The organism is Clostridium sardiniense, assembly GCF_050584765.1.
Taxonomy (GTDB): domain Bacteria; phylum Bacillota; class Clostridia; order Clostridiales; family Clostridiaceae; genus Clostridium; species Clostridium sardiniense_A.
This window is the reverse complement of record NZ_JBNOOR010000001.1, coordinates 799,418-823,149: the sequence shown is the minus strand read 5'-3', so window position 1 is coordinate 823,149 and position 23,732 is coordinate 799,418. Positions and strand designations below refer to the sequence as shown.

Sequence of the window (23,732 nt, the reverse complement as noted above, 5' to 3'; positions counted from 1 at the left end):
CCCCTAATTTTTAAATATATTTAGCAGCTAATTCCATAATTTTTTCTTGATTAAGCTTATTTGTATCTTCTATTCCTGCTAATCTACCATTTGACATTACAAGAATTCTGTCACAGATTCCAAGAAGCTCTGGCATTTCAGAAGAAACAACAATAATCCCCTTCTCCTTATTAGCTAAATCTATTATTAATTGATATATCTCATATTTTGCACCAACATCAATTCCTCTTGTAGGCTCATCTAAAAGTAATACCTCTGGATTTGTTAATAACCATCTACCTATTATTACTTTTTGCTGATTACCTCCTGACAAATTCTTAATTTGTGCCTTTTGACTAGGTGTCTTAACTTTCATACTGTCAATAACCCACTTAGTATCTTCTACCATTTTTTTATTATCTAATACTCCACCCTTACTATAATTATCTATATTAGCAATCATGGTATTGAATTTTATATCAAGGCCTCCAAAAATCCCCGTTGCTCTACGTTCCTCTGTTAGTAATGCAAAACCATTTTTTATAGCAGTTCTTGAATTTTTATTATTTACACTTTTTCCGTGTAATTTTATTTCGCCCGCGCTATGTGATTCAATTCCAAAGATAGTTTCAAGTAACTCTGTTCTCTTAGATCCAACAAGTCCTGCAACTCCAAGAATCTCCCCTTTTCTTAAATCAAAAGAAACATCTTTTACTGATTGACTACTTGCTCCTGTAAGATTTTTAACTTCTAATATCATCTCACCAGGCTTATTTGTTTTTGGTGGAAAACGATTTGTTAAATCACGTCCAACCATAAGCTTTATTATTTTATCTGTAGTTAAACCTTTTGAAGGTATTGTATCAATCCATTTTCCATCACGCATAATTGTTACATCATCAGATATCTGAAGTATTTCTTCCATCTTATGTGATATATAAATTATTCCGCATCCTTTATCTCTTAATTTATTAATTATTTTAAATAGATGATTAACTTCTTCTTGAGTTAATGATGATGTAGGTTCATCAAGAACTAATATTTTTGCATTGTAAGATGCAGCTTTTGCAATTTCAACCATCTGCCTTTGTGAAACAGATAGTTTTGCCATCTTAACTTTTGGATTTACATCTATATCTAATTCATCAAAGATTTTTTTAGTCTCCTCGAACATTGTTTTCTGACTTATAATTCCTTTATTACTTGGATATCTGCCAAGCCAAATATTATCCATAACATCTCTTTGTAATACTTGATTTAGCTCTTGGTGTACCATTGATACCCCATTCTCCATAGCTTGTTTAGGATTAGAAAATTTACATTTTTCTCCTTCAATTAGGATTTCTCCTTCATCTTCTATATAAACTCCAAATAGACATTTCATTAAAGTTGATTTACCTGCTCCATTCTCACCCATTAAAGCATGTACAGTTCCAGGACGAACTTTAAGCTGAACACCATCTAGTGCTTTTACCCCAGGGAAGCTTTTAGATATATTATTCATCTCTAATACATATTTAAATTTTTCCATAATCTTCGCTCTCACCGCTTTTCTGCTTATTTTAAGTTGCACTATATTACATACATAATATAGTGCAACACAACTTTTTATTTTTAATTATTTGATTTATTTCTTAGTATATGGTTGGTATGGTATACGAACTGAAACTCCTGTATCATCAAATTTATAATCAGTTCCTTCTATAGCACTCTTACCTTCAGCTAAGTTAACACCACATTTATAAAGAGCTGTTGCCATTGCTTCTGCATCTTGAAGTACAGAACCTGCCATGAATCCTTTAGAAATAAGGTCTTGTGCTGCTGCTGTAGCATCAACACCAACTACTGGTATAGTCTTTTTAGCATCACCATTGTTATATCCTTTAGCTTGTAATGCTGCTATAGCACCTTGAGCCATACCATCATTATTTGCAATTACAACTTCAACCTCATCATTATATCTTGAAAGCCAAGCTTCAGTAGCATTTTGAGCTAATGCTTGATCCCAGTTACATACTTGGTTTGCTAATTCCTTTGTCTTTATACCAGCTTCTTCAATTGTTGAAACTGAGAATTTAGTTCTTGCAATAGCTTCTGGATTATCTGGTTCTCCTTTAAGCATTACATATTGCATTACTCCATCACCATTTTTGTCTAAATCCTTATTTGCTTTCCATTCATCTGCAAGTATTTTCCCTTGTAATACTCCAGCTTCTTTAGCATTTGTTCCTACAAATATAGACTTATCATATGATTTTATAGCATCTGTTGTAGCTGGTTCTCTATTAAATAAAACTACTGGAACATCTGCAGCTTTTATTTTATCTACAACAGTTTGAGCAGCTCCTGTATCAACTAAATTTACCATTAAAAGATCATTATCTTTTTGTAATAATGTATCAATACTATCATTTTGAGTAGCTTGGTCACCTTTTCCATCATAGAAAGTAAATTCAACTTTGCCCTCGTTATCCTTTTGGATCTTTTCTAAACTCTGACGAACAGTTGAAATATAAGTATCATCAAATTTGTATAAGCATACTCCTACTTTTACTGGTTTTCCTGAATCTGCTCCTTCTTTTTTATCGTCACTTCCACTGCCACTACAGCCTGCAAGTGCCCCTCCTAGCATCATAGTTGCCATAGCTATGGCAAGTACTTTTTTTAATTTTATCATTCTAACCCCTCCATACATGTTTTTTCTGTTTACGTTTTCATTATAAAGATATTTACCATCTTATTCCATACGAATTTCTTAACACTTCTATCGAATTTCTATGATATTTTATATAAATTATTATTTTAAAATATAAAAAGACACTACCTTTCTAGGTAATGTCTTTTCTACTCTTATAAATTATTTTAAATAAGATTCTAAAACCTTCTTAACTCTCGGAGTAACTGCATGAGATCCCCCTTGATCCTTCACATCCTCAAGAATCATTGATATTGCAATTTTTGAATCCTTTGTATCAACTGCTACAAACCATCCATCCTCTTTGCCATTTCTATCATTTTGATTTTCTTTTATTTCTGCTGTTCCTGTTTTACCTGCAAGACTTATTCCTGGTATTTTTGCATCTGTTGCAGTTCCTCCAGCATCATTAATTGGGGCTTCAAAAGCTTTTATTAAATCTTTCATATATTTTGAATCTATAGCACTCTTTTTCCAAACCTTTGCATCTCCATTTATGCTTGTAACTAATCTTGGTTGCATTATATCTCCAGCATTTCCAAGTGCACTATATGCTAATGCCATATTTAGTGGTGTAACCATTACTTGCCCTTGTCCATAACCGCTATCAGCTAACGCTATGTCATCTTTAATCTTTCCATCATTTGATATTTGAGAATCTGCCATTGGATATCCAAACTCCATCTTTTCTCCTATACCAAACTTCTTAGCACCTTCTATAAATTTATCTGCTCCAAGATCTAATGCAGTTTGCGCAAAATAAATATTATCTGAATACTTAACAGCATCAACTAAATTAACAGGCTTTCCTGGATCATCTACTCTTGTTACTTTATAATCTCCCCATGAACTATCTTTTTGCCACTTAGTTCCTTTAATGTCTTTAGCTTCATTAGGTTTTATTACTCCATCTTCTAAACCAGTAGTTGCTGTTATTAGCTTAAATGTTGATCCTGGTGAGTATGCTTTGTTAAATCTATTTTCTTGTGCTGCATACTTTGTATCTTCAAGCTCTTTCTTTTGAGTCTTTGTCATATATGTTGTATACATATTTGAATCATATGAAGGTGCACTAACCATAGCAAGTACTTCTCCTGTTTTTGGATTCACTGCTGTTGATGCGCCCTTTTCTCCATTCATTTCATCATATATCTTACTTTGAAGTTTTGAATCTATAGAAAGTTTTATATCTTTTCCATTTTCAGCATCTTTCTTTGCTACTGATATTTTTTCAGTACCTCTTTCTATATATATTTCTCCACCATTTTTCTTTCTTAAAGTATCTTCATAAACTTGTTCTAATCCGCTTTTACCAATTATACTACTTGAAGTATAGCCCTTGTCCTTCATTTTTTCTAATTCTTCTGCTGTTATTGGCCCTATATACCCTACAAGTCTACCAAAGGCTTCTCCACCATTATATACTCTAGAAGTTGTATTTTGAATCATTATACCCTCTGTATCACGATTTTCTAAATTTTTAACTCTCTCATCTGTTGGAAGTATTTTTACAATTTCAACAAAGTTTCCTGGGTTCTTATTAGCCTCAAGTTTTTTCTTTATGGTATCTTCACTTATATCAAGAATATTTGCCATTTCACTTATTTTTTTATCTTGATTTTCTTTAACAAATACCGCTGGATGTATTCCTACAACATCAACTTTTCCATCTTCAGCTAAAGCTTTTCCATCTTTATCTAGTATCTTACCTCTAGTTGCAGCAAAAGTTTCAACTTTTACTTTATCTCCTTCAACCATTTGAGGTAATATTAAATTATCATTCCATTTAATTTTGTAGTCTTTATCATCTTTTACTACTATTGCCTTAAAATCTTTTAATTCTACTTTTCCAGCTACAGTGTCCATAGTTAATGTAAATGGTATAGATACTCCACCATCAACCTTTTCTGCTTCACCTGGTTCAATTGCCATGTTGCTAGCCCCCATAGCCCCATATATATTACTGAACCTGTTAACAAATTCCTCCTCTGTAATCTTACTTTTAGAATCTGTAGTAAGCATTTCACACATTCCTTTGTAATCTTTTTCTATCCATTTTTGTTTATATGTATTAAATGCATCTTTCTCTTTATCAGTTCCGCAACTAACCATAAACATAGATAGTCCTAGTAGCATAATTAATGCTAAGATTATCTTTTTAGAAATCTTCATTATTCATCCCTCCATCTTCCATAATCATCTGAATTATACCATATTAATTTTAAAGCCCTCAAGTTTTTAAATCCATTTAATGAAAATTTTTACATAAAATCTTTTTTAAATACACCTTTTCAATATAAAAAATACCATATAATAAGCTAATATATGGTATACCTTTTCAATCATTATATTTTTGTAAATAAATTCATTAAGACCTAACCCTGAATTTCTCTCTTTAATCTTTCTATTTCATCATTTTTATCCTTAATTAAATTCTTATATTCTTTTTCCTTAATATCCCATTCTTTGCTAAGCGTATTTATTAATGATGCCATCTCATCAGCACTACCTACAATTCTATTGAATAAAAGTAAATTTGACTTTAGTATTTCTGGAATTTCATTATGAGAATATCTAAGTCTATGGTCAATTTCTCCATACCCCTCTTCAAAGATTGTTCTAACTTGTATCTCTGCAATTACTTTTTTATTTGTAGGATAAAATTCTACTAAGTAGTGTACTGACCTATAACCTGATTGTCTAGATCTAACTTCTATATCCAAATCGTCAAATACTTTTGTATTGTCTCCATCTCTAACATTTGCTGTTATCTCTATTACTTTCCAAGTTTTAATAATAAAATCATGAATTAATTCCCATTGATCCTTAAAAATATGTATAACCCTTATTCCTATTAAATCATTTATTTCATTTTTATAATTATCAGCTGTAAACTTAAACTCTTTTCCGTATTTTTCTTTTCTATCAGCAGTTTTCCTTATTACTTTTTCTATCAATCTATCAGGTGCTTTAACTCTTGACTTAACAGAATGTACGTTATCATTTGAACGTAATATATTTGCTATAAAGTTTGCTTGATTCTCATAGGAATCTTTATATTTTATATAATCATTATATATTTCTTCTAAATCTTTAACTTTAATATTATTATCATTAATAACCTCTGTACAATATGGATATTTAATTAAAAATTCTTCAATATTAAACTTACTCTTCATCTTAATGCTCCTACTAAACCAAAGTTTTTATTTTATTATAACACTAAACTCATTAAAATCTTCATCCTCAAATCATATAAATACCAATTTCTAAATTTTTTATTGATGTAACTATACTTTATTTAAATTCTTTTTCTTAATTATCTATTTATAATAATAATTTAAAATTAATAGCAATATTTTATATATAAGATTAATTATTTAAGAGGTTTAATAAAATGAGTTTAATATATCTTTTTTTAATATCTCCCCGTTATTATAAGCCTATAAATTCAGTTAAATTTAATCCAATATTATTATTATTACTATTATCTTTATATAAAAATAATAATAATTGTAACAGTACACGTTTTAGCTCATCTAAAGTTAAAAATGATACATCTACTGCTGATACAAATTGTAAAGCTTATAATAAAAATAAACATAATACTATTAACAATCATAATTCTAATACCACATATAATAATGGCTGTGATTTCGATACTATTAATACTAACGCTTATATAAACAGAAAAATCAATCATAAAAAGTCAACTTTTAAATCAACTAATAAATTAACTACCACACCTGAAGATATTAGTAAAAATGATTTAATTGACTATAATAATACATTATTTAAGTCATACGATTTATCAAATACTAGTAATGATATTATAGATGAAACTATAAATAATACTACAGACATTAAACATAACATCAACAATTTAAATTCAGACAATATTTGCGGTACTAATATTACTGATACCACATCCTATGAAAATAGAAAAAGCAGTAATGACAAGTCTCTTTTCAAATCAACTGCTCCATACGCAGATATCAACATAGATAATTTAGCTTATTATAGTGATGAATTATTTAAATCCTTCGATTCATTAGATACTAATAATGATATTGTAGATGAAAATATAAATAATACTACGGATGATAATCTTAACATTAATAATTTAAATTCAGATTGTATTTGTGATGCTGATATTACTGATACAGATGCTTACGTTAATAAAAAGATTAATAGTGAAAGTTCATCTTTGAAATCTTCTAATAAATTAGCTACTGCATCTGAAGATATTAATACAAGTGATTTAATTGACTTTAATGATAACTCATTTAAATCATCCGATTCATTAAATACTAAAAATGATACTACTGATAGCATAGAAAAGAATATAAATAATCATAATGATATTAACCCTAGTGTTGATCACTTAAATTCAGATTATATTCATAATTCAGATATTATTGATACCAAGGATTGCCTGGATAAAGAATCTAATAATAAAAAGTCAATTTTAAAATCACCTAACAAATTAACTACTACATCTGAAGATATTAATACAAGTGCCTTAATTGACTTTAATGATAAATCGTTTAAATCATCTGATTCATTAAATACTAGAAATGATACTACTGATAGCATAGAAAAGAATATAAATAATCATAATGATATTAACCCTAGTGTTGATCATTTAAATTCAGATTATATTCCTAATTTAGATATTATTGATACCAAGGATTGCCTGGATAAAGAATCTAATACAGAAAATATTGAAGATAATAATACTAACCATAACACTGATGATTTTGTATCAAATTGCCAATGTAATACTACTAACAAAAGTAATCTTAATAAAATTACTAGTACTATTAAACATATTGATAATTCAACTCATATTAATAGCTGCTATTTATCTACTAAGGCAAACTATGATACTTTTAATATATCTGAAGATATTAATCGTACATTTAAGTTGCCTACATTACTAATTAAATGTGATATCTCTGATTCATTTAAAGGGGATATAAATTTCTGTAATTACATAGCCTCAATAAATGATATAAAAAATAAATTAGTCATAACATCTAATTTACTGCTACTAGACGTTACTAAAAGAGATACAGGTACATTATTTTTAGATGGTTATTTAGAAACTGATATAGATTACTCTATACCTTTAGAACTTAAAGTTCCACTCATATGTAAACACAGTAATCTTGTTCTTAGAAGTCCACTTAATATTTCGGTCCCTATTGAACTTCAGTATACTGTCCCTAGTGAGGAAAATGCTTTTAGCGATTTAGATTTATCACTTGTTAAATCATCTTTTAATATAAAAACTGACCTTTGCGAAGATCTTTTGTTAGAAGATTGTATATCTGTATATAAAGGCTGTGAATTGACTATTATAGCAAATTATTATATAGAAGTTTTTAAAAATGAAGTATTTCATTATTAATCTTTTAGATTATTTTGTCACTTCTTGTATTATTTTTAATAATATATACTATACGTTTAGTATAAGACAAAAGATTATATATGAGGTGATAAAATGAGTTCCAAATGTGAAAAAAGTTTCCCTGTATGTTCAGATAATATAGATGTAGATGTTACTAATTTCCCAGCAAATACTGATGAAAAGTGCAAAAAAGATTATCGTAAAGATGAAGATAAAAAATGTGATTATTATGTAAAAGCAAAAGTTCTTAGAAAAGTAGCAGAAGCTAAAATAACTCAACCTATAACTGATTCAATATTCATTCCTGAAGGATTTTTTAGCATAAAACGTATCTCTAGAAGAGTTGTATTAACTCAATGTTTCGTAGTACCAGAGAAAAAAGAGCGCGATTATTATAAACATGATTATTATGACCATGATGAATGTAATGCACATCTTTTTGTTGAAGGATTTATTCTAAAGAATGTAGAATATGCAACTCCATCTGCTGATCAAGATCCAGCTGATCCTTGTGAAGATTGTCTTGCTATGAGAAATGACTATAACGATTTAACAGCAAAAGTTAAATTCAACTTCTCTGTTCCTATAAAATTAGAAGATGCAGATCTTGCTGAGAATGTTAAGAATAAAGAAACTGCTATACTAAAAGATTGTATGAAACCTTGCGATAAAGGTAGCATGAGCGAATCAGATTGTGAAAGAATTCATTATCAATCTGTTGAACTACAAGAACCTTTTACTTGTGAATTAGACAAGTATCAAATTTCTGAAGCTGTTATAAGTAAAACAGCTTGTAAGACAACTGACCCTGATCTATTTGACACAGTAGTTGAAAAATTAACATTAAAATTAAATATATCTATTTTCCAACTTCAAACTAAAAAAATAGAAGTTCATCACGATAAATAAAACTTCACTAAACTTTATAGCTTAATATTTTAATATAAGCTATAAGTATATTTTAAAATTTAGTGCAATGCTCTAATGATTTATAACATTTTAGTGTTGCACTTCTTTAGTCTTGTATTTAATAATATTAATTATTTGAACACATTTATATTAGTGCTTTCTTATTTATATCTTAAATTTTATAATAATTCTATATTTTTATTAATATTTTATATAGAAGACCAATTATATAAAGGATTGCATATGAATCCAATTTATTTATTAATATTTTATATTATTGCTTACAAAGATAAAAATAGAATTAATACACTTCCATTTGTAGCACTAATTTTAATTTATAATAATATACTTCAAAATAATTTTAATAACTCAAAACCTAAATCACATAATAACCTTAATTCTTATAATACTAATACTATTAATCATTTAAATGGTAAAACTATTAAACCATCTAAAGAACTTAAAAGCAATTTAATAAATACCAATTGTAATAAATCTACTTATGATCACTATGATAAAATTGATATAGATGCTCTTGTCGACTCATATAAAATATTATATAAACCATTACCCCTAGAGAGAAATTACATAAGAGACTATATTACTTCTACTGATATTATTCCAGATGATAATTCTACTTTTAAATCATCAATTCATTTAAATAATTCTATTAGTAATGATGCTTCTAATACTAACACTAACTTAAAAGACACAGAAAATATAAAATCTAATTATTATAATAAAGATACTAATATAATTTTAACTCCATCTAAAAATCCAAAATTTAATATAAGTAAAGGAAGTGCAAAATTTAATTCACTTTATATAAAGAAAGTAGACACTGATATAAGCCATATCAGTAAAGCTACTTGGATAAGAAACCCTAAAGTTAATAAAACTATTGACCTAGATAATAATAATTTTAATATACATGAAGATAGCAATTGTAAATTTACATTACCAACATCAATAATTAAATGTAATATCTCAGATTTATTTAAAGTGACTATTGATTTCTTTGCTTATATAGATTCCATTTCTGATATTAAGAGCAATTTAATTGTTACATCTAATTTAAGCTTATTAGATATTTATGATAAAAATAAGGGAGTTTTATTTTTTGATGGTTATCTAGAAGTAACCATCGATTATTCTATTCCATTAAACTATACAGCTCCCCTTAGATGTGATAATAGCACTTGTATAATAACTATACCTTTTAGTATATCTGGGCCTATAGACCTAGAATATACTACCCCTCTTTCAAAAAATACTTTTAATAATTTAGATATTTCTTTGACTGAGGTATCATTTAACGTAGAAAAAGATTTTTCTAAAGAAAAAAAATTAAATGATTTCATATCATTATATAAAAAATGTGACTTAACTTTAGATGTTAAATATTCTTTAGAAATATTCAAAAATGAATTATTTAATTACTAATTATTTAACATAAAATAATTAAGCCTTATTGAGATAATTTACCTCAATAAGGCTTAATTAATGATAATTTAAATCTAATCATCACTACATACACACATACTATTCATTATTTTTATTATTTCTTCTTTTGAAAGTGATTTATAATATTTATCATAATGATCTTCTGAGCAGAAAGTTCCTATTTTATTTTTATAACCTTCTCCTTTGATCTCCTTTTTGCAATACAAACATTTTTCCATAAATTATTCATCTCCATTAAGTTTATTAATTTTATCATCTATTATTTAACTTTATCTTACTACTAACCATTAATTTTATAAAGTAAAATAAGCTCACTAATTGTGAGCTTATTTATATAAATTTATTTAATTAGCCTTTTTATTTCTTTTAATAAGTAAAATACCACCTAAGCTTATAGTCATAATTCCAATAATTAAGAATAAAGCAGTATCTTCTCTTCCTGTGCTAGGAATATCCTTGTCAGCAGCAACTGTTACTTTAATTTCTTTAGTTGAAGTTGCTCCCTTGCTGTCAGTTACAGAATATACAACTTTATATTCTCCAACTTTTTTATTGTTAACTGTGTTTTCTTTAACCTTTATCTTACTAGTTAAACTTCCATCCTCTTTATCAGTTGCAGTTACCCCATCAAGTGGATTAAAACTTTCATTAAGCTTTATAGTAATATCCTTTGCATTAATAACTGGAACCTCATTTAATTTTTCAGGCTTTATAGCTGGAACTTCTGGTTTTTCATCTGGATTTTCTGGTTTTTCTGGAACTTCTGGCTTTTCATCTTCACTATTTCCTGTAGTTATTCTGCCTTCTACTCCAGTATTTATAGTACCAAGTTTCTTTATATGATCTGCAAGCACTTCATCTAAAGCTGAAAATTCATTTTCTGTAGGTATACTTCCAAAATGAGGATATCCATCTCCTCCAGCTGCTATAAAATCATTTGTTGCTACTACATATTTTTTATTCATATCAATTGGTCTATCGTTAATTGTTATACTGTAAACTCTATTGCCTTCTTCTTTATTTGGATCAAATTTAAATTTCATTCCTGAAACATGAGTAAATTGTCCAGCTGTAGCAGGATATGATTTCACTCCATGCTCTAGTACATCCTTGATTTGCTCTCCTGTAAGTTTTTTAGTAACTAAAAAGTTTCCAAAAGGAAGAACAGCTATTACATCACCCTTAGTGATATTACCAACATTTATACTTGATCTAATTCCACCACCATTTGTTATTGCAATTTCAGCACCAGTGTTAGATATCATTGCATCAGTTAATAAATTTCCTAGATTAGTTTCTCTAGTTCTTACATTCTCACGCTCTCCATCTAATTTTACGTCTGTTTTACCAATTACCTGTGATAATATTTCATTTTGAGCATTATCAATTTCTTTAATTTTTTCTGTAACCTTTGCATTTGGAACTATATCTGAAACTTCTGAGGAATTTATTAGATTAGCTTCTTTCTTAGTAATTTCTTTACTATTCTTATCAAAACTAATTGTTACTTTTCCTAAATTTTCTTCATATTCTCCAGTACTTACTATCAAAGTATCATTGTCAGCTTCAAATCCATTTTCAAATTTACTATGACTATGACCATCAACAATTACATCAATACCCTCAACATTTTCTGCTATCTTCTCAGTAGTTATCTCTGTTGAATCATCAGTTCCAACATGTGCTAATGCAATTATTATATCTGCACCTAACTTTTCAAGTTCTTTAACTTGTTCCTTTGCAGCCTCAATTGTATTTTTAAACTCTATTCCCTTTACATTATTAGGGTTTGTTTTATATGCTGTTTCTTCACTTGTTAAGCCAAAGAATCCTACCTTTACGCCATTTATTGTTTTTATGCTATTTGGATTTAAGATTGGTTTATTATTTTTTAATACATTTGATGAAATAATTTCAAATTTATTTTCTCCACTATTTGCTATTCTAGCTAGCTCTAAAAGTCTCTCATAACCATAATTAAAATCATGATTTCCTGGAGCCATTAAATCATATCCAGCAATCTTCATTAATTCTACTATATCGGCACCTTTATTCATTGTTGCAAATGGTAAACCATGAAGTGTATCCCCTGCATCCACTAATAATGATCCTTCAACAGAATTCTTTATAGCTGAAATTTTATCAATTCCTATTATGTTCTTATCACCCTTTACTCTTCCGTGAGTATCATTTGTATGAAAAATAGTTATGTCGGTTTTATTATCAATTTCCCTTTCTCTAGCCTGGATAATAATTCCTGGATTAATTAATCCTATAATAATAGATAAGGCTATTATTAGACTCATAGTTTTAATTTTTTTAATTTTGTGCATTTTTTTCTCCCCTTCACCCTTTATCCATTTTATTATAATATTAGAAACAATTTACTTTCAACACTTTTTTTCATTATTTTACATAAAAGCCTGTATTTTTAACTATTATTTTATTAAAGTCAATAATTATTTATGATTTTAATTATTAATTGATATTTTCTCGCATTAATTGTATAATAATATTAAATTAATTTACTTTAAGGAGAACATAATTATGTCAGTATATATGATAACTTACCACTTAAACCATCACCATCATCATGATGAAGATAGCAATTTAACTAGAAAAATCAAATCACTAGGATCATGGGCTCAAGTTATGCCTTCAAGTTGGCTTGTTTATTCTGAATTCTCAGCAAAAGAGATAAATGATTCTTTAAAAGAAGTAATGGAAGAAACGGATCTTTTATTTGTTTCAGAAATAAATAAAAATCATTCTGGTTCTATAGATGAAAGAGCCTTATCTTGGATAGAAAACAATCTTAATAAATAATTTTAAAAACATACTATTTAGAAGACAATCTAATATAATTAGATTGTCTTTTTTATCACTTTATAATACTTAATTTCTTTTAATTTAAACAGGTTAAACATTTACATAAATACCTTTATATATTATAATATAAGTATAATAAGTTTTAAATTTTATATACTAAACTTATACGACTATTTATTTAAAGGAGATGTTTTATATGCCTAAATTTAATTTGTTAGACAAGGATAAAACTACAATTATTTCTGGAAAATTAATAGTTGCAACATTAGGATCCATTTGTATACTATGTGGTATTTTAGCTTTATTTTTTAATCTAGCATCAATAACAAATACACATCATTTCATTAGTTTTTTAACTATAGTAAGTGGTTTATTTTGCTTATTAATTGCAGGTACGCAAAAATAAATATTCTAACAAACAAAAAGAAGTAGGATAAAAATCCTACTTCTTTTTGTTATTTTATAATTTTACGAGATTATAAGTTTTTTCTTCCTAAACTTAGTGAAAATATTTAAAAAAGCCTAAGATTTACTCTTAGGCTTTTTTATTTAATAATTATTATACAGTTTATTGTTCGCCATATAGCTTAACTATATTTATAATAGTTTCAACAGCTTTTTCCATTGATTCTATTGCAATATATTCATATCTTCCATGGAAATTTTCTCCACCTGTAAACATATTTGGTGTTGGCAGTCCCATAAATGATAGTCTCGCTCCATCAGTTCCACCTCTTATAGGTCTTATTTCTGGAACAATGTCTGCCATTTCCATAGCCTTCTTTGCAACATCAATAATATGCATTACTGGTTCAATCTTTTCTTTCATATTTTTATATTGTTCTTTTATTTCTACTTTAACAATATCTTTTCCGTATATATCATTTAATTTTTCTGCTGCCTTTTTAAACTCTTCTTTTCTTCTTTCAAATTCATTTTCAAAGAAATCTCTTATTATAAATGACATCTCTGTTTTTTCAACACTTCCTTCTATACCTAAAAGGAATGAGAATCCTTCATAATTTTCTGTTTTCTCTGGTACTTCATCTAATGGAAGTAAGCTTAAGAATTCATGAGCAATTAATGCTGAATTAATCATCTTGCCTTTTGCACTACCTGGATGTACATTTCTACCTACTATAGTAACCTTAGCTCCTGCAGCATTAAAGTTTTCAAATTCTAATTCTCCGAGTGGACCACCATCTACTGTGTATGCAAAATCTGCATTAAATTCTTTAACATTAAAATGGTCTGCCCCTTCTCCTATTTCTTCATCAGGAGTAAATCCAATCTTTATATCTCCATGCTTTATTTCTGGATGATTTATTAAATATTCCATTGCAGTTATTATTTCTGAAATACCAGCCTTATCATCTGCCCCTAAAAGTGTAGTTCCATCTGTTGTTATAAGAGTTTTTCCTATGTAGTTTTTAAGTTCTGGTAATTCTTTTGGATCTAATTTTATATTAAGCTCTTCATTTAAAGTTATTACTCCTCCATCATAATTTTCTACAATTTGAGGATTAACATTTGTACCACTCATATCAGGAGCTGTATCCATATGAGATATAAATCCTATAGTAGGAATATCTTTCTTATCTGAATTGCTTTTAAGTGTTCCGTAAACATATCCAAATTCATCAACATGGACATCTTCAAGCCCTATTTCTTTAAGCTCTTTTTCTAAAATTTTTCCAAGTTCCAATTGTCCTTTTGTACTTGGAGTAACTCTTGTTGTTTCATCTGATTTTGTATCAACCTTTACATACTCTAAAAATCTTTCGTTAACCTTTTTCATAACATAAGCCCCTTTCGAAATTAAAATATATCTATATTATACAATAACTCTGTATATAAAGTAATATTTATCCTCTTTTTATAACTTTATATACCAAATTTCCTATAATTATTTTAATTTTATTCACATTTGCATCTCTATAATAGGCTCCCCTATTATTTTTATAATAATTATAATCAGCTTCCATTGATTTATCATTGTTAGACATAGCTCGCCATGCATTATACATTATTATTTGCTTAAATCCACTCTTTGGTATATCACCTTTAATTAATTCTCTTTTAAACTTTCTTGCTTCATTTTTTATATAATCTATATTTTTCTCTGTAAGCTCTTTACTTCTATAAGCTACTGCAATTGAATCAACTTTATTTATTCCCCAAAATTCTAAGACTTCTTTCATATATTTTGTTGCATTTTTATGCCCTGCTCCAGCTGTTGTTGCTATAACTAATCCTTTCTTTTTATAATATCCAGGTCTATGAAATTTAAATGACATATGATCTATAAAATTCTTTAAAAGTCCGGATACTTGCATAGAATATACTGGTGATGTCATTATTATAACTTCTGCATCTTCAACTTTATCTCTTAAAATTTTCATATCACTATTATGTGGACATCTATCTTCACCTTTAATTATGCAATTAAAGCAACCTATACATGTATCTAATTTAATTTTTCCAAGCTCAATAATATCAAATTCTATATTAGGAATATCCCTTAACTCATCAAGTACCATATTTAATACATTCCAAGTATTCCCCCTTCTTGGACTTCCATGTATAATAACACACCTCATATATTAAAATCTCCTTATCCCGTTATTTTAAATTTCAATTACTTTAAACAATGCATATATTCCCTAGCCTCTTCACCTTTTACTAAATATGATTGTCCTTTTGAACAAAAAATTGAAGTACTAGTATACTCAATATCTGAATTTCTATCATAGTTTTTTTCTTTTATTATTTCTTCTTCATTATGACAAACATCATACCCATCAAATAATAAACTAAGGGTTCCCTTACCTTTTGTAAAACTTACAAATTCTAAAGGATAATTCATAAATGTTTTGACTGGTCCTCTTCCTTTAATAATAACCTTATTTTCATAGCTTATAGGCTCCTCAAATTCACCCTTCATTTTTTGTATATCTGATAAAACTCTTCCTATGAGATCCATACTTACATCAATCTTAAATTTATAATATGGCTCAAGTAGTATGCATTTTGCAAGCTCTAGTCCTTGTCTTAAGGCTCTCTTAGTTGACTCTCTAAAGTCGCCACCACTTGTATGCTTATTGTGCGCTCTTCCCGTAAGCAATGTTATCTTAAGATCAGTAATTGGACTACCTGTAAGTATTCCTCTATTCTCTCTTTCAAATATATGACTTTTTATAAGGTTTTGATTACCTATAGTTAAATCATCAGTATGGCACTTATTCTCAAAAGTTATTCCACTACCTCTTTCTCCTTCTTCTATCTTAAAATGAACCTCTGAATAATGTCCTAATGGTTCAAAATGACCACATCCTAAAGTGTCTCCTATAATAGTTTCTTTATATAAAATTTCTGGACTTCCAAAATCTATTTTTAAATTAAATCTATCAAATAAAACCTCTTTTAAGACTTCAAGCTGTATCTTACCCATTATACTTACATGCATTTCTTTTAAAGCTTCATCCCAAACTACATTTAAACTATCATCTTCGCTTTCAAGAATCTTAAATATTTTTAATATGTCATTATGATTAAGTTTTTCATCATATATAACCCTTGCTTTTAATGTAGGAACCATTTCATAAGTAAAATCATTATCTAATCCAATCGCCATTCCTGATTTAAGATTCTCTACTCCAATTACGCCAAAAAGATCTCCAGCTAAAACTTCATCTACTACGCTAAACTTACTTCCATTATATATTCTTATTCCATTTACCTTTTCACTTACTTCCTTATTATTTAAGTTAAAAGTTATCTCATCCTTAGCCTTAAGACTTCCACTTAATGCTTTTATAAAAGTCACTCTATTGCCTTTATCATCATATTTAACTTTAAATACTCTGCCTTTAAAGTTGCCATCACTTTTATAATCTGTACTCGTAAGCAAATCAAATCCATCTAAAAATTCTAAAATCCCTTCATCTAAAAGAGCAGATCCTTTAAAACATGGGAAAATCTTATTATCTTTTATTAGCTCCTTTAATTTATCCTTCCATAAATCATTACTAACGTCTTCTTCTAAATAAAGATTAAGTAATTCATCATCTCTCTCAGCTATAAATTCTTTATCTCTTTCATCTATCCCTTCCCTCATATTGAAATCTATATAAAATATGTTTTTACTTAGGTTAACTTTTGCTTCATTTAAAACTTTATTAATATCTGCACCAGTTCTATCAACTTTATTTATAAATATAAATGTTGGAACATTATTTTTTCTAAGCATACTCCATATAGTTTCCGTATGTCCTTGTATACCTTCTACTGCACTAATTATAAGTATTGCATAATCTAATATCCCTATAGCTCTTTCCATCTCTGGTGAGAAGTCTATATGTCCTGGAGTATCTACTAAATAATATGTTGAATCCTTATAATTTAATTTTGCAATATCTGAAAATACTGTTATACCACGTTCCTTTTCAATCTTATGACTATCTAAATATGAATCTTTATGATCTACTCTTCCTCTATTTCTAATACTATTTGTATGATAAAGTAATTGCTCAGAGAATGTAGTTTTCCCTCCATCTACATGAGCAAATATTCCTATTGTTTTCTTCATTTTATTACTCCTTAAATCTATTTATACATATTGTATTTTATAGAATTCATTATTTTATTTACACAAATATGCCTAATTGATATAATTTTATTGCATAACATTAAAATATTACTTACTGTTTTGCAATAAAAAGGGGGACAACAATGATTTATATATCATCTATTGGAATTTTTATAATAATCTTAAGTATACCATTTATTTATTTTATACTTAAAATTATTCAAAATAAAAATGGAAATTTCATAAAGCTTGATTTATTATTTCTGACACTATTTTTATTTAATTTAATTCTTATCTTAATTGCATATTTTACTGAATATAGTCTTTCTTCTTTATACCCATCTACATTAATTAATTTTATGATATTACTTTATTCTATTTTAAGATTTAAAAACATTAAAAGTTTAAACCTTAGAATATTTTCTACTATAATTTCTGGTGCATTAATAATGGCAACTCTTTTTATAGGGTTTTTAAGCTCTGATTCAAAAAAAGAGTTTATATCCTCTCCCATGGGAACAAATAAATTTATTATAGAAAAACAATATCTTTTTACAGATGAACCTATAGGTTATATTATGGAACCTAAATATTTAATTTTTTCTAAGCCTTTTGAAGGTTTAAAGGATAATCTTTTAGCCTTAAAATGTGATGGAACCATAGAATTTAGTTGGGATGGAGAATATATTTGTTATTTAAAAGATAATGGTCATATAGTAAAACTTGAGTTTTAAAAATAGAATTTAAGATTAACCACATTATGAAATTTCTAATATATAATGCTATAACAAGTACATATTTAAAATTATATATCAGGGAATTCCTTTTACTGTGACCTTTGCAGTAAAAAGAATTCTCTGATATAATATTATCTATAAAAAGCCTAAAATATTTATTATTAATATCATAAAAGATTCAAATATTAGTAATAATAAAAGAATTAGTATAAAAATATATTAATTAATAAGTAGTGTTTATAATGATTGAAAAAGCGTCATAGAGAAATTCTCTATGACGCTTTTTATAAATTTATTATCTTTTTCCCTTATCAAAAGGTTCACCAACAGCCTTAGGAGCTCTTGAACTCTTTGAGAATATTATTAATGCAATTAATGTCATTACATAAGGGAAAGCCTTTAATACAAATGGTGGGAATGTAGCAAGTTCTGGTATAACTTGTGAAACATTAGCTATAGTACTTGCAAATCCAAAGAAGAATGTAGCCCCTAGTATTCCAAGAGGTTTCCACTGTCCAAATATTAATGCTGCAAGTGCTAAGAACCCAAGTCCTCCAACATTTCCATTAAATTCTCCAGCATAAGTTGCAATTATTATTGCACCTCCAAGTGCTGAGAATCCTCCAGATACCATAACCCCTATATATCTCATCTTATATACATTTATTCCAGCTGCATCTGCTGCCTGTGGATGCTCCCCACAAGCTCTAAGTCTCATTCCAAATGGAGTTTTATAAAGTATAAATGTAGCTATTATAAGAATTCCTATTACAAGCCATGTTGATGCATAAGTATTTGTAAATAATAGAGGTCCTATTAGTGGTATTTCACTTAATACTGGTATATCTTGCGGTATAAAACCTTGCCTTATTCTTATATTTCCACTACCTGTAATATTTCTAGCTAAGAATACAGTAAGAGCACCTGCTATCATATTTATGGCAGTACCACTTATTATCTGATCTGCATTTAAGTGAATACTTGCAAAGGCATGTAATAGTGAAAATAATACACCAGCTATTGTTGCAACTAAAAGTCCAATCCATATAGGTAGATTACCTGATAGTTTATCTTGAAGTGTTACTATTGTAAAAGCTCCGATAAATGATCCAACTATCATAAGACCATCAAGTCCTATATTTGTTACACCACTTCTTTCACTATAAAGCGCTCCAAGTGCTGTTATTAAAAGTGGTATTGTAAATGCAATTGCGTATGGAAATACGTCTTGTAATGTATCTAGCATATTACTTCACCTTCCTTTCATTAACTCTATCATCTACTGGAAGTATGAGTTCTTTTTGCTTTTTCTTAAGTTTCATTTTGTTAATTAATCTTTCTATTATAATACTAGTTGCTGCAAAGTAAATTATTGTTGCCATAATAGTATTTGCTATCTCTGGTGGAATTTCTGTCATAGCACTCATAAATCCACTTCCTGTATATAATAGTCCAAAGAAAAGTGCAGCAAATAAAACTCCAATTGGAGAATTTGCACCAAGTAGTGAAACTGCTATTCCATCAAATCCTTGAGTTGGAAGTACTCCTATTTGAATTATGCTTGTATTTCCAGCATATTCAATAGCACCTGCAAGACCTGCTAGTCCACCTGATATCATCATTGAAAGAACTATGTTCTTATTTACTGGTATTCCTGCATATTCTGCACCATGTCTATTAAATCCAACAGCTTTAAGCTCATATCCTAAAGTTGTTTTATTTAATATAAATCCAATTATAATAATCGCCAATATAGCTAAAATTATCCCTAAATTTATATATGAACCCTTAAATAACTTTGAAAGCCATTCTAATCTAAATAAAGCTGCCTCTGGTAATGGTCTTGATTCTGTTGCATACTGTCCTTGAAAATATTTTGGTACAGCATAATAAACAAACCAAAATACTGTCCAGTTCATCATAATTGTTGATACAACTTCATGAACATTAAATTTAGCTTTTAATATACCTGGAATTGTTGCAACTGCTGCACCTCCAAGTATACCGGCAACTACCATTAATGCTAAAAGTAATGGTCTTGGCACATCAACTGTTAAGCCTACAGCTGTAGCACAAAATCCACCAAATAACATTTGTCCAGCTGCTCCAATATTAAAAAGCCCTGTTCTAAAAGCAAATGCTACAGATAAACCAGTAAGTATTAAAGGTGTAGCTGTTGCTATAGTATTACCAATTCTCTCTACACTTTTAAGTCCACCTTGGAATAAATATGTAAATCCTTCTACAGGATTACTGTTTATTGCAAGCATAAGTAATGCACCTGTTAAAAGACCTAAAATGATTGCTAATATAGATACTATCCCCCTATTAGTTTTCATTTTTCTTACCTCCTTTAACTCCAGCCATCATTAATCCAATTTCATTTTCATCTGTTTTTTTAGCATCTACAATTCCGATAAGTTCTCCACCATTTACAACTGCAATTCTATCAGATAAATTTAAGACTTCATCAAGTTCTAATGAAACAAGAAGTACTGCTTTTCCATTGTCTCTTTGTTCTACTAATCTTTTATGAATATATTCAATTGAACCAACATCAAGACCTCTAGTTGGTTGAACTGCTATTAATAAATCAGGATTTAATTCCACTTCACGGCCAATAATAGCTTTTTGTTGATTACCTCCTGATAATGTTCTCGCTTTTGATATTGCACCTTCTCCAGACCTTACATCAAACTCTCCTAATATTTTTTCTGCATATTTTCTTATAGCCGATTTATTAAGTATTCCTTTTTTTGAGAAAGGTTCTTTATTATAGACTTCTATTATCATATTTTCTTCTAGAGTATAATCTAATATAAGTCCTCTCTTATGTCTATCTTCTGGTATATGTGCTATTCCTTTTTCAATTCTTTTTCTAGTCTTTTCGTTTGTTATATTTTCTTCTTTATATATAACACTTCCACTTTCTACTTTTCTAAGTCCTGTAATTGCTTCTACTAACTCTGTTTGTCCATTTCCTTCAACTCCAGCAACTCCAAGGATTTCTCCTCCTCTTATAGATAATGAAAAATCTTTAAGACCTAATACTTTTTTATTATTTTTAACTGAAATATTCTCTATTCTTAATACTTCATCCTTTAACTTTGACGCTTTCTTTTCTACTTTAAAAGAAACATCTCTTCCAACCATCATTTTAGCCATTTGGGCTTCTGTTGTATCTTTAGTTTCAACTGTACCTATATATTTACCTTTTCTTATTACTGTACATCTATCGGACACTTCTTTAATTTCTTTAAGTTTATGAGTTATTAAGATAATTGATTTTCCTTCTTTAGTTAATCCTTTTATTATCTTAATTAACTCTTCTATTTCTTGAGGTGTTAAAACTGCTGTTGGTTCATCTAATATTAATATATCTGCTTTTTTATAAAGCATCTTTAATATCTCAACTCTTTGTTGCATACCAACAGAAATATCCTCTATTTTTGCATATGGATCAACATTTAATCCATAACTTTTTGAAAGTTCTTCTATTTTCTTAGCTGCAGTTTTTATATCTACAACTAGCCCTTTCTTAGGCTCACAACCTAAAATTATATTTTCTGTTACTGTAAAATTCTCAACTAATTTAAAATGTTGATGAACCATACCTATTCCTAAATCATTTGCTTTATTTGGATTTGTAATCTTAACTTCTTTTCCATTTATCTTAATAGTTCCTCTATCAGGCTGGTACATCCCAAAAAGCATTCCCATAAGTGTTGACTTACCAGCACCATTTTCTCCTAGTAGTGCATGTACTTCACCTTTTCTTAATTGAAGAGTTACATTGTCGTTTGCAACAATACCTGGAAATTCTTTTCGAATATTAAGCATTTCTACTGCATATTCCATTTATATCCTCCCCCACAAATCGTGTATAGTTAAAAGGGGCGATTTCCCGCCCCAAACTTTTTTATGTTATAAAATTTACTTTAGTAAATCCCCTTGTTCTTGTGAAACTTTGATTTCTCCTGATTTAATTTTTGCAAGAGCATCATTTGCTGCCTTAGTTGCTTCATCACTTAAATTAGGATTTTCTGCTGGAAGACCTATACCATCATTTTTAGCATCATACATTAAAGTTTTTCCGCCTTGGAATTTACCATCTATTTCATCTTTAATCATGTCAAATGTAGATTTCTTTATGTTCTTAGTTGCTGAAGTTAAGATAATTGACTTCTCTTTACCATCTTTATCTTTGTATAATCCTTCTGCATATTGGTCAACGTCAACACCTATAACCCAAGCCTCTTCGCCTTTTTGACCTCTAGCTTTTGCTTCTGTAATAGCTCCAGCTCCAGTACCACCTGCTGCTGTGAAGATTACATTGACGCCTCTATCATACATCTTAGCTGCGATTTGTTGTCCACCTGCTGTATTGGTGAATGTTCCTTCATATATAACATCTTCTTTATTTATAGTAATCTTAGTTCCTAAATTTTCGTTAGCATATTTAACACCTTGTTGGAATCCCCAGTTAAACTTTTGAACTGCTGGTATTTCCATTCCACCTATAAATCCAAACTTAGCTTCTTTCATTTGAACTGCTGATGCAACTCCTGCTAAGAATCCTGATTCCTGTTCAGCAAAGAATATTGCTACAGTGTTTGGCTTAACTACTGCTTTAAAATCTCCGTTATGTGGATTTCCATCAAGTATTACAAATTTAGCATCTTCATATTTATCTTGAGCCTCAAATATAGCTGTTTCAAACTTATATCCTGGTGTAACTATAAATTTATTTCCAGCTTCATATTGATCTCCTATTGACTTTAAATAATCTGCTGGCTTTTCACCTGCTGGTTGTAAGTATTTCTTTGATACTCCAAGCTCCTTTTCAGCTTCAATTATACCTTCCCAAGTTCCTTGGTTAAATGACTTATCATCAATTGTACCTGAGTCTGTTACCATACCTACTTTTAAATCTGATTTTTCAGCTGATGAATCACCCTTGTCTTCACCGCCTCCACATGCTACTAATCCTGTTGCCATAACTAACGTTAGTGCTAATGCAATAAATTTTCTTTTCATTATTAACCCCTCCTAAATCGCCCTCTTGTATTCAAAAAATTACAAGTTACCACATAATTATACAACAGGTGTCATATCATC

Annotated in this window: 19 protein-coding genes; 6 read left to right on the top strand and 13 right to left on the bottom strand. The window is 28.6% G+C overall.

The features are described 5' to 3' along the window. Positions 1-10 precede the first annotated feature (10 nt). The 4 genes from mglA to ACQPUW_RS03960 form a co-directional block, all read right to left on the bottom strand. Positions 11-1,510 carry a galactose/methyl galactoside ABC transporter ATP-binding protein MglA gene (gene mglA / locus ACQPUW_RS03975; protein ID WP_430836204.1) on the bottom strand — a complete coding sequence of 500 codons (1,500 nt, stop codon included), beginning with the start codon at positions 1,508-1,510 and terminating at the stop codon, positions 11-13. 96 nt (positions 1,511-1,606) lie between these two features. Further along, a complete protein-coding gene (locus tag ACQPUW_RS03970; protein ID WP_430836203.1) occupies positions 1,607-2,656 on the bottom strand; it encodes a galactose ABC transporter substrate-binding protein in 1,050 nt (349 codons plus the stop codon). Positions 2,657-2,836: 180 nt separating this feature from the next. Further along, positions 2,837-4,846: a penicillin-binding transpeptidase domain-containing protein gene (locus ACQPUW_RS03965; RefSeq protein WP_430836202.1), complete on the bottom strand. Its 2,010-nt coding sequence runs from the start codon at positions 4,844-4,846 to the stop codon at positions 2,837-2,839. Positions 4,847-5,049: 203 nt separating this feature from the next. After that, positions 5,050-5,853, bottom strand: coding sequence for a RelA/SpoT domain-containing protein (locus ACQPUW_RS03960; RefSeq protein WP_430836201.1), 804 nt, complete (start codon positions 5,851-5,853; stop codon positions 5,050-5,052). Between the two features lie 218 nt (positions 5,854-6,071). Here ACQPUW_RS03960 and ACQPUW_RS03955 point away from each other — a divergent pair, with 218 nt between their 5' ends. The 3 genes from ACQPUW_RS03955 to ACQPUW_RS03945 all read left to right on the top strand — a co-directional run bounded on the left by ACQPUW_RS03955 (position 6,072) and on the right by ACQPUW_RS03945 (position 10,439). Continuing rightward, positions 6,072-8,087 (top strand): hypothetical protein, encoded by a 2,016-nt coding sequence (locus tag ACQPUW_RS03955; protein ID WP_430836200.1) that lies wholly within the window; start codon positions 6,072-6,074, stop codon positions 8,085-8,087. A gap of 93 nt (positions 8,088-8,180) precedes the next feature. Next, complete coding sequence (locus ACQPUW_RS03950) at positions 8,181-8,996, top strand: hypothetical protein (protein ID WP_430836199.1); 816 nt, start codon at positions 8,181-8,183, stop codon at positions 8,994-8,996. Positions 8,997-9,239: 243 nt separating this feature from the next. Continuing rightward, positions 9,240-10,439 carry a hypothetical protein gene (locus ACQPUW_RS03945; protein ID WP_430836198.1) on the top strand — a complete coding sequence of 400 codons (1,200 nt, stop codon included), beginning with the start codon at positions 9,240-9,242 and terminating at the stop codon, positions 10,437-10,439. A gap of 74 nt (positions 10,440-10,513) precedes the next feature. Here ACQPUW_RS03945 and ACQPUW_RS03940 read toward each other — a convergent pair whose 3' ends face one another. After that, a complete protein-coding gene (locus ACQPUW_RS03940; RefSeq protein WP_430836197.1) occupies positions 10,514-10,678 on the bottom strand; it encodes a hypothetical protein in 165 nt (54 codons plus the stop codon). Between the two features lie 126 nt (positions 10,679-10,804). Further along, positions 10,805-12,793 carry a 5'-nucleotidase C-terminal domain-containing protein gene (locus ACQPUW_RS03935; protein ID WP_430836196.1) on the bottom strand — a complete coding sequence of 663 codons (1,989 nt, stop codon included), beginning with the start codon at positions 12,791-12,793 and terminating at the stop codon, positions 10,805-10,807. 214 nt (positions 12,794-13,007) lie between these two features. Here ACQPUW_RS03935 and ACQPUW_RS03930 point away from each other — a divergent pair, with 214 nt between their 5' ends. Beyond that, positions 13,008-13,286 carry a hypothetical protein gene (locus ACQPUW_RS03930; RefSeq protein WP_430836195.1) on the top strand — a complete coding sequence of 93 codons (279 nt, stop codon included), beginning with the start codon at positions 13,008-13,010 and terminating at the stop codon, positions 13,284-13,286. A 199-nt stretch (positions 13,287-13,485) separates the two neighbouring features. Next, on the top strand, positions 13,486-13,695 hold the full coding sequence (locus tag ACQPUW_RS03925) for a hypothetical protein (RefSeq protein WP_430836194.1): 210 nt from the start codon (positions 13,486-13,488) through the stop codon (positions 13,693-13,695). A gap of 162 nt (positions 13,696-13,857) precedes the next feature. Here the strand turns inward: ACQPUW_RS03925 and pepT are convergent, their stop codons facing one another. From pepT to ACQPUW_RS03910, 3 genes are all read right to left on the bottom strand, one after another. Continuing rightward, positions 13,858-15,087 (bottom strand): peptidase T, encoded by a 1,230-nt coding sequence (pepT, locus tag ACQPUW_RS03920; protein WP_430836193.1) that lies wholly within the window; start codon positions 15,085-15,087, stop codon positions 13,858-13,860. A gap of 67 nt (positions 15,088-15,154) precedes the next feature. Then, entirely contained in the window at positions 15,155-15,889 is a 735-nt protein-coding gene (locus ACQPUW_RS03915; RefSeq protein ID WP_430836192.1) for a flavodoxin family protein, read from the bottom strand. A 38-nt stretch (positions 15,890-15,927) separates the two neighbouring features. Beyond that, the gene (locus ACQPUW_RS03910) at positions 15,928-17,877 is read right to left on the bottom strand and encodes a GTP-binding protein (protein WP_430836191.1); all 1,950 of its coding nucleotides are present in this window, start codon (positions 17,875-17,877) and stop codon (positions 15,928-15,930) included. A gap of 143 nt (positions 17,878-18,020) precedes the next feature. Between ACQPUW_RS03910 and ACQPUW_RS03905 the strand changes: the two genes are divergently transcribed. Beyond that, positions 18,021-18,611 carry a hypothetical protein gene (locus ACQPUW_RS03905; RefSeq protein ID WP_430836190.1) on the top strand — a complete coding sequence of 197 codons (591 nt, stop codon included), beginning with the start codon at positions 18,021-18,023 and terminating at the stop codon, positions 18,609-18,611. 298 nt (positions 18,612-18,909) lie between these two features. Here ACQPUW_RS03905 and ACQPUW_RS03900 read toward each other — a convergent pair whose 3' ends face one another. The 4 genes from ACQPUW_RS03900 to ACQPUW_RS03885 form a co-directional block, all read right to left on the bottom strand. Continuing rightward, the gene (locus tag ACQPUW_RS03900; RefSeq protein WP_430836189.1) at positions 18,910-19,860 is read right to left on the bottom strand and encodes an ABC transporter permease; all 951 of its coding nucleotides are present in this window, start codon (positions 19,858-19,860) and stop codon (positions 18,910-18,912) included. Between the two features lies 1 nt (position 19,861). Next, a complete protein-coding gene (locus ACQPUW_RS03895) occupies positions 19,862-20,953 on the bottom strand; it encodes an ABC transporter permease (RefSeq protein ID WP_430836188.1) in 1,092 nt (363 codons plus the stop codon). Then, a complete protein-coding gene (locus tag ACQPUW_RS03890; protein WP_430836187.1) occupies positions 20,943-22,472 on the bottom strand; it encodes an ABC transporter ATP-binding protein in 1,530 nt (509 codons plus the stop codon). The genes ACQPUW_RS03895 and ACQPUW_RS03890 overlap by 11 nt, the downstream gene beginning before the upstream one ends. Positions 22,473-22,547: 75 nt before the next feature. Continuing rightward, positions 22,548-23,651, bottom strand: a complete 1,104-nt coding sequence (locus ACQPUW_RS03885; RefSeq protein WP_430836186.1) for a BMP family ABC transporter substrate-binding protein — start codon at positions 23,649-23,651, stop codon at positions 22,548-22,550. Positions 23,652-23,732 lie beyond the last annotated feature (81 nt).